This is a genomic window from Prevotella melaninogenica (assembly GCF_013267595.1).
GTDB lineage: Bacteria > Bacteroidota > Bacteroidia > Bacteroidales > Bacteroidaceae > Prevotella > Prevotella melaninogenica_D.
The window spans coordinates 1,021,791-1,037,381 of the sequence record NZ_CP054010.1 but is presented as its reverse complement, the minus strand read 5'-3'; the positions used below and the strand labels follow the sequence as shown (position 1 = coordinate 1,037,381).

General features: G+C 44.2%; 7 protein-coding genes. 1 reads left to right on the top strand and 6 read right to left on the bottom strand.

Features of this window, described 5'->3' with window-relative positions; all coding sequences use genetic code 11:
* Nucleotides 1-289: 289 nt before the first annotated feature.
* The 5 genes from FIU21_RS03840 to FIU21_RS03820 are packed head-to-tail and all read right to left on the bottom strand — an operon-like array spanning nt 290 to nt 8,304.
* Nucleotides 290-1,297, bottom strand: a complete 1,008-nt coding sequence (locus tag FIU21_RS03840; protein ID WP_036886504.1) for a discoidin domain-containing protein — start codon at nt 1,295-1,297, stop codon at nt 290-292.
* A gap of 19 nt (nt 1,298-1,316) precedes the next feature.
* A complete protein-coding gene (locus FIU21_RS03835; RefSeq protein WP_004360542.1) occupies nt 1,317-2,477 on the bottom strand; it encodes a DUF1735 and LamG domain-containing protein in 1,161 nt (386 codons plus the stop codon).
* Nucleotides 2,478-2,493: 16 nt separating this feature from the next.
* The gene (locus tag FIU21_RS03830) at nt 2,494-3,585 is read right to left on the bottom strand and encodes a glycoside hydrolase family 18 (RefSeq protein ID WP_036886456.1); all 1,092 of its coding nucleotides are present in this window, start codon (nt 3,583-3,585) and stop codon (nt 2,494-2,496) included.
* Between the two features lie 35 nt (nt 3,586-3,620).
* A complete protein-coding gene (locus tag FIU21_RS03825; RefSeq protein ID WP_004360540.1) occupies nt 3,621-5,171 on the bottom strand; it encodes a RagB/SusD family nutrient uptake outer membrane protein in 1,551 nt (516 codons plus the stop codon).
* A 31-nt stretch (nt 5,172-5,202) separates the two neighbouring features.
* Nucleotides 5,203-8,304 carry a SusC/RagA family TonB-linked outer membrane protein gene (locus FIU21_RS03820; RefSeq protein ID WP_004360539.1) on the bottom strand — a complete coding sequence of 1,034 codons (3,102 nt, stop codon included), beginning with the start codon at nt 8,302-8,304 and terminating at the stop codon, nt 5,203-5,205.
* 1,697 nt (nt 8,305-10,001) lie between these two features.
* On the opposite strand from FIU21_RS03820, the gene FIU21_RS03815 reads away from it, so the two are divergent.
* Nucleotides 10,002-10,427, top strand: coding sequence for a hypothetical protein (locus tag FIU21_RS03815; RefSeq protein WP_004360538.1), 426 nt, complete (start codon nt 10,002-10,004; stop codon nt 10,425-10,427).
* A 412-nt stretch (nt 10,428-10,839) separates the two neighbouring features.
* Here FIU21_RS03815 and FIU21_RS03810 read toward each other — a convergent pair whose 3' ends face one another.
* Nucleotides 10,840-14,241: a trifunctional glycoside hydrolase family 18/polysaccharide deacetylase/glycosyltransferase family 2 protein gene (locus tag FIU21_RS03810; protein WP_004360537.1), complete on the bottom strand. Its 3,402-nt coding sequence runs from the start codon at nt 14,239-14,241 to the stop codon at nt 10,840-10,842.
* Nucleotides 14,242-15,591: the final 1,350 nt, after the last annotated feature.

The window sequence follows — 15,591 nt, the reverse complement described above, 5'->3', positions numbered from 1 at the left end:
CTACTTCATTCCAAAGCATTGGTTTGCAAGATTTCTTAAAACGTTTTTTACCAAAGCTATCAGCAACACGTACACTACGCCTCTGTCGCTCTTTGTGCCTTCGGCACCTCCGTGAGGTTGTCTGCTTTCACCTCCGTGTTCTCCCCCTCTCTGTGTGCCTTTTATATGTAGTAGGCTTAATTTATCACTCCATATTTCGGAAGAACCACAAAAAAGCCCCCGAAGTAATGAATACTTCGGAGGCTAAATCTGTATGCGCTACTATGAGCGGATAGAAGTTAACGCTTACTCATAAGCTCCAATCAAGATACTCGTAAGCACCAATCTCACCAATCAAGAAACGTGGGTTCTCGCTTTCGTCAAAGCTCTGGAGGATTGTCAGCTTAACAAACTTACATGTTACTGGAGTATTAAATACAATTGGGAATGGAGTATCATCATCATAGGTTGAGGCTGCAGTGGCAGTACCCATGTTTGTCCATGTCTTACCGTCTAAGCTGGTAGCTACAGCCACCTTCTTTACACCATATCCGTAGCTTGTGTAGTTGCAAAGGATACCAACACCAATCAGTTCCTTTGTGCTATTGAATGCCATTGTAAACTCTGGTTCATAATAGGTATATGAATACACATAGGTGTTGTTATCGCCATCATTCAACTTTGCTGCATTAGAACTGCTGAGTGTAGTTGACATCTGATATTCGTTCAAGGCAATCTGCTTGTCTGCATTGAGCGTACCAGATGCATTGATGTTATTGAAGGTGAAGTTAGTTGTAACCAATACCTTCGTGTTTGTCTTTGCTGTTTCAGCACCGTCAACACTCTTGATAACAACAGATGTAACGCCGTTCTTCAACATAGTCAAGTTCTTGAGGGCATCGCCATTGACCAACTTAACGACGATTGGTTCAGATACCTGCTGACCCTTAGCGAAGGTTACAGATGTCTTGCTAAGGCTGATAGCGTCAGTGCTCATCACCTCTTCGCTACTATTTGCCTCAACACCATCAGATGTAGCAGCCAATGTTACTGTTACATCTTTTTCTGCTGGAGAAGAGAGACGAACATAGAACTTTGCGCTATCATTCGCCAAGGTAACAGCTGATGCAGACTTCTCACCAGCGAGCAATAACTTGTTGCCGTCACTGGTACCAGTATAGAGGTAAGCCTTTGCAGAGTAGTTCTCTTCTGCTGTTGGGTAGAGCGTGCTACCAACTTCTGGCTCGCTCTGACAAGATGCCAGTGTGGCAGCAACCAAAGAGGCTGCCAGCACTGACTTGAATACGTTTATTTTCATATTTGAGTTTCCTTTTGACTTATTTACCATCGATTCTTACGTTCTGCTCCCAGGTTGGAACAGCTACACACTTACCGGTGTTGCCGTGACCTGTTGCATCATGGAAGGTATCACCCTGACCCTCGTTACACTTCCAGTATGCCTCCAAGCCGGTGCTCTTAGCATCGCAAGCATACATATTGTTAGCAATCTGAGCCTGTGTACGAGCCACGGTCCAGAAGCGAAGTTCGCTTACCTTCACGTCTGCCTTCAGATAATCAGTGTTACCGAAGTTGATTCGGTTGCTGAGGTTAGTATTCTTACCAGGGAGGTCCATAGAGTTATCAAGCGCACCGTTAACATAGAGGTAGAGCTTTGTACCTGTGCAAACGAATGCGAGGTGGTACCACTGGTTAGCGTTAAAGAGCTGCTTACTGTTCATCTGTGTACCCTGTGTCTTAATCTGCAGACGGTTACCCTCGATAGGAGCATCACCGAAGCGAGTATAAATCTCACCACCATCGTTACCCCATGCACCGAAGAGTGTCTGGTTGTTAAGTTCGCCAAGTCCCTTACCGAGCTTGCTCATGTTCACGTTCATCTCGACAGTCCACTGTGAAAGATCATAGGTCTGACGCATTGCGAAGTGAATGTTATGTGTAGCGTTAATGATTGGCACAGCCTGATAAACAACCTGATCGAGGATGTAAACCATTGAACTACCAGAGTTCAGGACGTCATACTTGCCATCTTTACTCTTCAGACGGAGGGCAACAGCATACTTCTGACCGCTGTCCTTCAGTGCCTGTGTCAATGGGTTAATCGTCAGTGTCACATCAGAAGAAACCGACTTACCCTTCTCAATCTTCACCTCGTTAGAAGAGAGTGAGTAAAGACTTGCAGGCAGTGGCTTGTAAGAAGTCTCGTTACGCTGATTGTATTCAGCAAGTGCCGTTGTGTCACTTACCACCTCGAAGGTATAGTCCTGTGTAGCGAGGTCAGAGAGACGCACGTTCACAGAAGAAGTGACAGCCGACGTACCGATAGTAATATTCTGACTTGAGTTACCATTAGTATTGGTCTGTGCGATATACGCCTGATTAGAAAGAGGCGAATATTCAGCATTCTCACAAGAAGCCAGCATTGTCAGAGAAGCCATAGCTACAGCTCCGATGAAAAGCTTAGAAATATTGTATTTCATAATTTGAATGTCTTGATTATTGGATTGATGGATTCATAATCTGGATAGCCTTGCGCAAGAAAGGATAGTTACCTGTCTGTCCAGATACTGTATACTCGTACTCCATGTGATAGGTTCCTACACCACCCTTACGAAAGGTTACGCCATTGTAAACAGGGTTCCAGTAAGCCATACCTAAGAGAGAAGGGAGGGTCTGACCATTGTCTAAACGGAAGCTTACACCACCCTTACCAGCATAGTTCTCAAAGTTCTCGCAGACGATAAGCTTCTTTGCTACCTGTTCAGCTGTAAGATACTGCTTGAAATGGTCTGCCTGAGTAGCAAATCGACCGTTTAGGTCACTGTTACCAGAAGAGCTATATGCCTGAAGAATGAAGTAATTGAAGTATTCGCCATACTGAGCAGCCATAGCGTCAGGCTCACCATCGATAACGAACATCTTATCAGTTCCAGACTTAGGACCGATGCGCTTGCCCATTGTCTTTACGAAAGCCTCCATCACCTTAGCGTTTTGCCAAAGCTCCTTATCGGTCTGGAAAGGCTGAGCATATGAAGGCTCAGCATCGAGGTCGAAACCATCATAACCATACTTAGCGATAGTGTCGCAGATAGCATTTGCATACTTCTCAGTCGCTGCAATCTGTGAAGCCTCATCGCTGCCCCATCCCCAGAACTTATGACGCCACTCTTTCCAAGTGATGGACTTGTCTGTTTGAGTTGGAGTAATCTGGTCACCAATGTCAAATACAAGGCAACTGATAAGCACCTTTGTACCCTTTGTCTTCTGAACAAAGCGGAGATCCTTCAGCATAGCCTCTGTTGGATTCTTCCAGTTTCCCCAAAGAGAAACGAAGTCAGTACTGTCAGGAAGACCTGCCAAAGAGTTCTCATGTGTAACACCAGTACCCGTCCAGTTACCGAACCAACCGAAAGCTACAGAGTGGTCAGTCTTCTTATAGTCGCGAAGTTGAGCATAATAAGCCTCTGACTTATTTGTGTGAGTAAGGTCAGCTCCGTCCTTTGCCTCTGTCTCAGTCCAGTCGCTGCAGGCAGTGAAAGCCGTTGCAGCGCAGGCTGAAAGCAAGAATATCTTTATTAAATTCTTCATTTTTTATCGAATGTTTATTGTATGATAGATATCGTTTAACGCTGCCACCACATCTTGGTTGCATAGTCGTCATTACCCTTTAACAGCTGTACAGCCTTAATATAGTTTGCCTTGTTATTGGTAGCCTCATCAATATCAAATGGGATACGGTTAGCAACCTGGATGCTATAGTCTGTTGACTGTGCCAGAGGGAACACCTTTGGATAGCCTGTACGACGGATTTCGCTCCAGCCTTCCTGACCGTTAGGGAACATTGCAATCCACTTCTGAGTAATCAGACGCTCCATCTTCTGCTCATCAGTAGCTGAGTCGTCCCACTTGATAGTGATATTGCTGACAGCACTAACATCACCACCGTACTCGCTGATTGGGTCAACATAATTCTTCTCGGTTGATGTGTTATCAGCCAAGTAGGCTGTTGCAGAACCTGCACCCCACTGCTCGAAGGAGAGTTTCACACCTTCTTCATAGAGGCTCTTAGCGGTACCGCCCATGTTACTCCATCCTGCCAACGCACCTTCTGCACGACAGAAAGCCATCTCAGAAGCCGTGAGCCATACGCCCTTGCTATCCTGCTTAATGTTAGCAGCAGAGTAAGCCTTACCTGCTGTGGTCTTATTACCAATCTTTGCAGCAGCACGACAGCCGATTACTGAACGAATACCGCCCTCTACTGGGCTGAAGAACTTCGTCAAACGTGGGTCGTTATAACCTGTGAGGAAGCTCTCAAGGTCGGCACAAGCACGGCTATCACCCCACTCTACAGATGTCTTATACTGTCCGTTTGGTGTATAAGCAATAGCGCAGTTGTCGTCATTGCTTGTAATCACACCGTCCTGTACAGCCTGCTCGCCCAACTGCTTAGCCAATGTTGGCTCAACATAACGGATGCGGATAGCAATACGAAGCTTCAAAGAGTTCGCATACTTCAACCATTTAGCCATCTTACCCTGATAAACCTTGTCTAACTCTTCTGCAATAGTAACATTAGGGTTAGAAGCAACCAATGGTTTGATAACGTCTGTTGCCTTGTTGAGGTCAGCGATAATGCTCTTGTAAACATCCTCTTGAGAAGAGTAAGCATTACCGTCAGTAGCATCAGCACCGATAGGAAGTGGTCCGTACATATCTGTAAGACGCATGAACGACTGTGCACGGAGAATCAAAGCCCAAGCATAAACTGGTCCTTCGCCCTTTGTCACGTTGTCAATCGCCTTGAAAGCAGACACCGTCTTTGTCATAGAATCCTTAAACGGATAGCGTACCCAACCATTAGGAGCATTGAGACGAGCAAAGTTCTTCTCAGCGAAACCATTGTTAGCATAGGTCATGTAACGACCCAAGTAGTTACCGATAAGGTCTTCGTTCATCTGGTAAGCATTCTCCTGCTCAGGGAAAGCCTCGTTCTCCATCTGTACGAGGAAAGAAGAGGTTTGATAGTTGTCGCGTGACAGGTCTTCGAGAGAAGCACCTGTACCTGGACGGTTTGCCTCCTGAAAACCATCTGTACAAGATGGCATTGAGATTAACACCGCACTTGCGAATGTGCAGGCAGTGATGGCTTTATATATATTAATCTTTTTCATTTATATTTCGATTAAATGAGTGGTTAAATGTTTAGAATTTCAGCTTCACGTTGAAACCAAGTGTGCGAAGGCTTGGCTGCATGAGGTAGTCGAAGCCCTGATAGTAGGTACCTGTTGATGCTGTTGCCTCTGGATCGAATGGTGCCTTGTTGTAAAGCATGAGGAGGTTGTTAGCTGTCAAACCGAGTGTCAGCTCCATACCGCCCAACATTCGACGTGGGAAGGTGTAAGCGAGGTGTGCCTCCTGGATACGTGCGTTGGTTGCACTGTAGATATACTCTGACCAAATTGGGTTCTCACCACCTACTACTGCGTAGTATTTCTCAGCTGATACCAAACCATTGTTTACTGCGATACCGCCCTTGTCGCGTGCATCAGCAGATGCCTTTGATACACCGTAAGCATCCATCAACGCCTGTGTCTGTGACATTACGATACCACCGAAACGTGCTGTAACAACGAAACCGAAGTTAAGACCCTTCCAAGAGAAGTCATTAGAGAAACCGATGTTACCCTTTGGAAGTACTGAACCACGATAAGATGGGTTGGTAAGGTTCACCTGTGATACGTTACCATCCTTGATAGCAATATTGCCTTCTGCATCACGCTTGAAGTCGCTGGTCATATAGAGGTCGCCCATCGTACCACCCTTCTTAAGGATGATGTTAGCACCATTCAAACCACCTTGGTTGATAACCTCGTTAGGATCGTTGAGCAACTCAACAATCTTGTTGCGGTTAGCACTGTAAGTGAAGCTGCTGCTCCATGCGAAATCGCCCCAACTGTGGTTGTAACCCAATGAAAGCTCAATACCACGGTTTCTTACGTTACCAGTCTGTACATACTCAGAAGAGAATCCCTGGCTACCTGTGATAGGACGAAGGAAGGTCTGGTTACGGGTGTTAGACTGATAGACTGTAACATCCAAAGTAAGTGCATTATTGAAGAAACGAGATGTCAAACCTGCCTCCCAAGAGTTCGTACGCTCTGGACGGAAGTTTGATGGGAACTTATAAGTTACGGTGCTATAAGTACCTGACGCAGGGTTATACTGATAACGCCATGGTGAGGTGATGTTTGGAGAGATAGCCGAACCTACTGATGCCCATGAACCACGCACCTTCATGTAGCTAATCCATGATGGAAGTGTAGCCATCTGAGAGATAACTGCTGACATACCCACTGATGGATAGAAGAAAGATACATTGTCAGTACCGTCCAAAGCTGAGTCCCAATCGTTACGACCTGTTACGGTCATAAACAGCATACTGCGCCAGCCCAACTCTACGTTAGCGAAGAGTGAGTTAATCTTATGTGCATGGTCTGTGAAGATTGGACGGTTGTCAGCGGTTGCTGAACCGTAATCGATTGCGTTTGGAGTAAACAAGTTAGATGGTGCCTTCAAACCGCCTTGGAAACCTGTTACGTTATACTTGTTACGTGTGAACGAACCACCGAGGTTGGCTGATACTGAGAAGTCATTCAATGTCTTGTTGATATTGAACATCAAGTCGCCATAGAGTGAACGGTCATTCACCTTGTCATAACCATAGAAACCATACTTTGAGTGAGCAAAGAGGTTGGTTGTTGAAGCGTAACGCTTGTCTTCCTGCTTTGTACCTGCATCGTCCCAACGCAAACGACCCACAACGTCCATCCAGTCGAAGATCTTATACTTAAGACTTGCACTGATCATGTAACGGCTGCGGTTGTTTGAACGAACCATACGATTGGCTACCCAGTATGGGTTCTGCATACTCAACGCATCACCGAAGTTCCAGTTCTGAACATTGATACCTCTGGTCACATCGTAAAGCTCGTATGTACGAACAGCGTCGAAGCTCTCACCACGTGGGAAGAGATAAACAGCGGTCAATGGGTTGAAGTACTGACCCTGAGCTGTCAAGTTCTTATCATGCTCCTTGATGTAATTGAAGTTGAAGTCGAAGGTCATCTTGTCGTGCAAGAACGTTGTTGTATTGCGGAATGCAAAGTTATAACGGTCGTAGCTGTTATTAGGAATGATACCCTTTGCATTCGTTGTACCTACTGAGATATAGGTCTGGTTCTTGTCAGTACCTGCAGTCAGAGCTACGTTGTTCTGAACGTTCGTACCTGTATTGAAGAAGTCCTTTGGTTCATAGTTACCATAGACTGATGGAGTCTTTGCGCCCCATGACTTCACTTCGCCTGCACGGTTTACATAAGAGTTCTGGAATTCTGGCATGATGAATGGGTTAGCAAACTGTGTACTGTTACTTACTGTCACACTTACCTTACCCTCCTTACCCTTCTTCGTGGTGATCATGATGACACCCTGCGCAGCAGCTGAACCGTAGAGGGCAGCAGCAGCAGGACCACTGAGGACGCTGATTGACTCGATATCCTCTGGGTTGATATCGGCAATACCTTCTGAACCTGGCTGTGAACTGAACGCACCACCTGAAATCTCACCCTGACTGGTGTTGTTGATTGGCACACCGTCGATTACATACAAAGCCTGATTGCTACGGGTAATAGATTTAGGACCACGCATCACAACGCGGGCTGCACCACCCATACCAGCAGAAGAAGCATTGATGTTCACACCGGCTACCTTACCAGAGAGTGAATTCATGAAGTTAGGGTTCTTAACCGTTGTAAGGTTCTCACCGCCTACCTTCTGAACGTTATAGCTCAACGCCTTCTCAGAACGCTTGATACCCAAAGCGGTTACCACAACTTCCTCAATCTGATGAGCCTCAGCCTTCAAAGTGATGTTCAATGGGGCATCACCGCTAACCTTCACCTCCTCAGTGTTCATACCGATATAGCTGACAATAAGCGTAGCACCCTTATGTGTCATAATCTCAAACTTACCATCGAGGTCGGTGGTCGTACCATGCTGCGAATCCTTCACGCGGATAGTAGCACCGATAACTGGGTCGCCAGCATTGTCTACGATAGTTCCGGTAACTTTTACGTCACCACTTGATTGCTGTGTTCCCAATACCTTTGCGGTATTTGCCTTAGTTGCAGCAACGACTACGTTCTTGCCAAAGTTGTCAGCCGAAGTGACATGACTGCTGGCAAAAGCGGTCAAAGAGCAGCAAGATAGGAAAACACTTACTGGTAGAATCTTTCCTTTTCTCATTAGTTATTTTATATTTGATAATAATCTTGTTCTGACTTAGGTCTGCACAAAAACAGATGTGGGGCAGCCTTATATATATAATTAGGTGTGTCCAAAAGTTATCCATGATTTCTCACGTTCCCATCCGTTCTTTTGTAGGTTTCTTAATATAAAGATAACATATAACATGCAAACAACACTTATCATATATCAATTATTTAACAATAATAAACACAAAAGGATTACTTTTTACAAACGCTTTCGTCTATTAAGAACAAAGAAATAAGGTTTTCCCTAAAATGGATTGATAAAATAAAACTCTTATATATAAGGCACACAGAGTCACGGAGAGGACGGAGGTAAAGCCAATATTACAGAGGTGCCGACAGCACAAAGAGCAACGGAGATGCAGCGTACAGATTCCTAATAAGTTTTAAGTTAAATGCTCTGTGCATAATAACTCTAACAAAGTTTGCTAACAAGCTCCGTCACTCTACGCACCGACGGTGCCTCCGTTACTTCCATTGCTTTGTTTTAATAATCCTCCGTCCTCTCCGTGCCTCCGTGTGACATTACATCAAACTCTAAACACAAGTGGCAAACCTTATCACTCCAACATCCTGAAGCCCCATCCTTTTCATTTTAAGACATCGAAAATCTGCAGATAAGGGTTAAAAAAAACATTACATTATCCCAAAGAAAACATCAATAAATAACGGCAAAAAACATAGTAAAAGCAGGTTTGTAACCACAAGGAAATCAAACAGTTATAAAGTAGTAAAGTAAAAGGTGCTTAATAGGACTTCAAAAGGGCGTTAGTAAGCGCCTTAAAGGGCACCTTTTGCAAGCCAAAAAGTCGTTAATTCGCACGCTATTTATGCCCGACTTACTTGCTGATTGTGAAAATCTTTGACAGACAGAATGAGATAAAAAGACAGAATGACATAGAGACATATACTTCAATGACATATTTTTGCACGAAAACAAAAGCGACAAGACTACGAATGACCCGAATTACATTACAATAATCATTAGCGTAATTCGTAGTTCAAACCTCAATGTTCAAAGGTGAAAGGTACATATCATAAAGTTCAAAGTTCAAACCTCAATGTTCAAAGGTAAAAAGTACATATCATAAAGTTCAATGTTCAAACCTCAATGTTCAAAGGTAAAAAGTGCATATCATAAAGTTCAATGTTCAAACCTCAATGTTCAAAGGTAAAAAGGTACATATCATAAAGTTCAATGTTCAAACCTCAATGTTCAAAGGTAAAAAGTACATATCATAAAGTTCAATGTTCAAACCTCAATGTTCAAAGGTAAAAAGGTACATATCATAAAGTTCAATGTTCAAAGTTCAATGTTCAATGTTCAAAGTTCAAAGTTCAAAGTTCAAAGTATAAGGATTAGTAGTTTTTATAGATGAACCCTTAACTTTTAAGGCGGCTCACCTGTCTTATTCCTCCGAATCAGATTAGTGGTCATTTCGTTAGTTTTATTTAATGAAAAAATTTTTGGTATTGAACATATACTGCACTTTAGGGTTTTACCTTTGCAGCAACCTCACGAAACAGTCTTCTCCCCAGTAGGCTGTTTCCATAGGGGGACGATGCGAATGCCACCCGACGACTTCTCCTACTGACCTACACTGCGTCACGAATAAAGAAGGTGGTAGATGATTAAAACCATTATTCTATAACAAAAAAACACTAAGAACAATGATGAAGAAAGTTAATATAGTAATGAAGGCTGCCCACCTCTGGACTCAAGAGGAGGAAGACCGACTGACGACAAGGATTGTTGATAACTTCTGTGACCTAATCAATAGAAGCGAGGAGGAAGGATTGTATTGGACTGGATTGAAGTGTGACCTCATCGACTTGGCTCACATGGTTTGGGAGACAGGACGACTGATGGATAAATGCGGTAGGCCAATGGACTTCCAAACCATCGTACATCATATCTGTAGGGTGCTTCATGTGCGCGAACCCTGTAACCCTTCATCCGTCATCTCCTCTGTACGTGCCCGCAAGAATGTAAGGGTCGGTCCGCTCCGCGAACGCTACTTGCAACTGATCAGTAAGGCAAATATACAGGACCCGATGAGGTTGGAGATAAGGAAAAGAATAGGAAAAAGCAACTGACCAACAGCCAGCCAGCAACAACAACCAGCCCCTCCCCCTTCCCCTCCCCCAGAGGGAGGGGCGTAAACACCGAGATACCCCTATCGGGTTGAGAAGACTATCTTTTCAAGTCAAACAGATTGATTCGGGAACGTCGGCGCTTAGCAAATTAGTTAAAGAAAGCCACTTAACACCTTAGTTTGGGTAAGCCTTATAACAAACTACTTAAAGAAAGGCTCATAACACCTTTGTATAGGAAAACCTTTTAGCAAACTACTTAAAGAAAACTTTTCATCCTCCCCCCAGCGAACTGTATCCAGCACTCCCCCTCTCTGCAGGAGAGGGGTAGGGGGGTGAGGCTTTATTAGGGGTATCTCGCTATCTACTCCCCTCTCCTTTCGGAGAGGGGTTGGGGGTGAGGCTTTTGTGTGGGTTAGCCTTTCACATGCCCTGTCCTCTTCAGCACGCCCCATGTCTGCAGCTCACCCTTTATCGCCTTGAGGTAACTCTTGAAGAGGACATAATACATTATCCAGCGATAGAAGAAACGTTGAGGGATAACCCACAGAAGTACCCACATACGCTCGCCCTCGAAGATATAAGCCATGATTGACACACTGGCGTCAATGATAAGGAAGATGAGATAATAAAGGAATACCTGTAGAGCATTACCAGTAAAGAGTCCGATGAGCATTAGTACGTCGGCTAATGGTGAGAAGGTAGGGATGATATACTGGAAGATAAGCATATTAGGCATAGCCCATAGACCAAAACCTTTCTTAGAAGGTGCGAAGAGAGAGGAACGATGCTTCCAAAAGGCTTGCATCACACCAAAGCACCAACGGATACGCTGCTTCACAAACTGACGGACCGTCTCTGGAGCTTCGGTCATTGCTACAGCATAGTTCTCGTTCTCGATGATATATCCATGCTCGTTGATACTCATCGTCAGGTCGCAGTCTTCTGCTAAGGTATCGGTTGTAAAGCCTCCCACGGCTTCTATAACCTCCTTTCGGAAGGCGCCGATAGCTCCAGGCACAACGGTGACAGCATTGATATTAGAGTAAGCCATACGATCGAAGTTCTGACTACTCGTATATTCAATAGCCTGCCAGTAGGTAAGCATATTCCGTTGATTACCCACCTTCACGTTACCAGCCACCGCACCGACACGCTTCTCTGTGTCAGCGATGAAGTGTTTCATCAATCTACTTACCGCATCATTCTTCAACTGGGTGTCGGCATCAATACAAACAACATACTCTGAACGGCAGGCAGCAATACCATAGTTGAGGGCTGAAGCCTTTCCACCATTCTTCTTAGCAAGCACCGTAACCGTATCATCATTGTCGAAAGCCTCATGTACACGTTCGAGTGTATGGTCCTTACTACCATCATCAACGAAGTAGATATGCAGGTTAGGATAGTCTTGTTGCTTAAGCGTAGTGATGGTACGGACGATGTTTACTTCCTCGTTATAACCCGGTACGATGATAGAAACTGTTGGTGCTGTGGCAGCATCAATAGGAGCATAATTACGTCGGTTCTCCGCCCGTTTCTCTCTTATCATCAGTACATACATAAATATCAGGCGCATCATTCCCAAGGCAAGGAAGACAAGGAAAAGAGCTGTGAGGAAGTCTGAGACATGATAGATCATCTCTGCTAACCAGAGGTTGGTCTGCATCGCATAGTATTCCTTACCTTTATTAATCTCTGGCATCAGTGTTTGCTTGTTCATACCTAAGTATTGTTCGAGGGAGATAAACTGATATCCCTCATGCTGCAAGGTCTCTATGATACGTGGGAGCGCATCAAGGGTAGGCCTTCGAGAACTACCGCCCGCATCGTGCAACAAGATGACATGTCCGTCTTCATGGTGTACACCATCAATGACACGCTGATAGATCTGGTCGGCTGTAACGTTAGGCTGCCAGTCGTTAGGGTCGATAGCCTCTCCCACAAAGAGGTAATTCCTACGACTTGCCACAATCATTGGCCATATCTCTTCATGTTCCGTTGGGTCGGCATCAGCATTATAAGGCGCACGGAAGAGGATAGTACTATGTCCTGTCACACTCTCTATCAACATTCTTGTCAACTTCAACTCTGCATAAGAGCGGCGGTCGGAGTTCTCAATCATGTTATGGTGGGTGAAGGTGTGGTTACCAATGGTATGCCCATCCTCATATACTTGCTTTACCAATGGCAGATTCTTCTCCATCTGCAGTCCCACCATGAAGAACGCTGCAGGGACATTATACTTCTTCAGCGTACTAAGTACGGTAGGAGTCCAACGGCTGTCTGGTCCGTCATCGAAGGTAATAACAAGCTGCTTGTCCTTACATTTGCCTAATCGTTGGATGGTGTAAGTAGAAGGCAGGGTGCGATAATACTCTTCCGAGATAAGGCGATTGTCCTTATCTATCCTTATCGAGATGTCTCCAGGGTGAGGTTCTGTTGTCACTTGGAGCACTTCACCTGAGCCAACAAAGTTGACATCATCGGTGCCGTTGAGTTGCATCAGCTTCGCAACAGACATCCTTGCCACATTCTCCCATGACATATCTTTGCCATAGAAACGCCAGATACGCTTGTCTTCAGTTCCCAAACGCCATAAGCCATAGCCTGCAAGATGATATTCTGCACCAAAACGCATGATGTTAAACGTGGTGGCAGCATCGGTGAAGAACACGTGATGAACCTTTCCATCGTCGGTATTCTGATAAGAGAAGTTCACGTTATAGGTGTCATCATCGAACTTTACCTTTGCATCTGCATCTTGCGCAATAGCCATTGTCTGGTCGAATGACACGGTCGTACCGCCTTCTCCGTTTGCCCAATCATATCCATAGGTAGCCATACCGAGGACAATCTTATCATTCGGAACATTCTTTGCAGCCCAGTCGGTGGCCTTTTCTACCCATCGCTGCGAACTAACCGCTCCCGGCTGACTCTCAATGTTATGTTCATCATAAGCCATGAGGAAGAGATAGTCATTATACTTCGCCAGTTCCTGCATATTATAATCCTCATTGAAAGGGGCTACGGCTTGTGTTACATAAAGCCCATTCGCATGGAAAACACGTGAGAAGTCTTTGAGCAATTCGACAAGAAGGTCGTTATCTTGAATATTAAGTTCCTCTAAGTCGAGGTTGATTCCTGCAAATCCATAGCGCCGACACGTCCTAACCATCTCGTTGATGAGTGCCATACGCTTCTTCTCGTCACGCATGATACGCCCTATCGCCTCTGAATGGAAGTCGGAGTTGTAGTTATTGGTGAGCATAGGAAGAACCGGAATACCTGTTCGACGCATCAACCGCAGTGCTTGCTTATCAATCCGATACTCCACCTTGTCGGTCTTAGGATTGATAAAAAACCACTCTGGCAGAACCATATTCAAATGCTTGATATTGTTCTTCAGAGAGATATAAGCGTGCTTATCCCAGTTTACATACCATGCCGAACGCACACCTATTCGTGGATCGTCCCACTCACGAAAGTATTTCTGTGTCAGACTATCTGCCTTTCCAATAAATCGTTGTTTCTTAATCGTAGCCTTCGCATAGTTATTGTGCATCTTCTTCTCCTTGAAGAAGTCGCGGAACGACTTATAAAGCTTTGCCGTCTTGTTATCCTTGGTATAAGGTGATGACGCTGTTACTGCATTCCGATAATCGTGACGGAAAGGCATCTGAGGACTTCCTTCCAAGGCAAACATTGCCAAGAAAACGATTCCTAACAATGAGAGAATCGTAAGAACGACGCGTAAGGTCCACTTAAAATAACTCCAGCGCTGACGGGAGTCTGTCTGAAAAACTTGCTTGCTCATTGTTTCTTTTCTATTAAATGAAAGCAATAATTATTATCTATAGACATTCTTCTATAGATGATTTCTGTATCTCTAATTCTTTTTTCGGGCTTTTGTCCCACTATCTTATTCCTTAGATATAAACGTGGGGAAGTGGGTTGTTACTTCCTATCATAATAAGCGAAGACTTCTTTCACCTATAAGAATATAAAGGTTCTACGCATAAAATGACAATCCGTCGATTGTATCTAAGAACAAAAAATGTTATCCTTCTCATCCTACTTCCTGTGTTTTAAGCCGTTTTTGTTTCCTACATAAATCCAAGGAACGCGCTGTAGTACTGTTCTTCAAAACGATTATGCTCCGATTCCCAGCCTGCAAGCTCTCTCCAATCTGTCATAACAAAGTCCTAATACCTTTCAGGAAGATGGAAAGGGCAAAAGGATTTGCCTATTACAAGTGCAAAAGTACAATATTTCTTATAAAGACAAACATATTTATATGAAAATAATAAGGCTCTTCCGAAATATGGAGTGATAAACTAAACGTCTTATATAAGGGTCTTCCGAATATGGAGTGTGCAACTAAAAGTCTTATATATTAGGCACACAGAGTTACGGAGGGGACGGAGATAAACGCAATATTACGGAGGTGCCGACGGCACAAAGAGCAACAGAGGTATAGCGTACAGATTCTTAATAACTATTTTGGGGTAAACGCTTTGTATATAGATTGCTAATAAAATTGGCTAACAAGCTCCGTTGCTCTATGCACCATCGGTGCCTCCGTGACTTCCATTGTTTTGTTTTAATAATCCTCCGTCCTCTCCGTGTCTCCGTGTGACATTGCTTCAAACTCTAAACACAAGTGACAAACCTTATCACTCCAAAATTCTTAACACCCAAATTTATCCCCATGTCATTGATTTTTATAAACTACTTTCATGCAGTTCAAAACCAATACATGCCCTTTTGGCTTGCAAAAGGTGCCCTTTAAGCCCCTTACTAACGCCCTTTTGAAGTGCAATTAAGCACCTTTTACTTTACCACTTTATAACTAATTGATTTCCTTCTGGTTACAAACCTACTTTTTGTATGTGTTTTTAGTGTTATTTTTAGATGTCTTGCTCGGAATTATGCAAAGCCTCCGTTCCCTCCGTAACTCCGTGTGACATTTCATTTAAGCCCTAAACTTAGGCGTTTCCTTATCATTTCAAAAGTCTGAAGAACCAACAATCAGCTTCCACTAACAAAGCCTCCTCGCATTTGCTTACCTACCGCTCCGCCCTACTCTATTCACGAAAACAATAGGATTCTTGCGGTATTCAAGCACATTCTATTAGGAAGTATGGGAGTAGAAAGCAGAAAATGG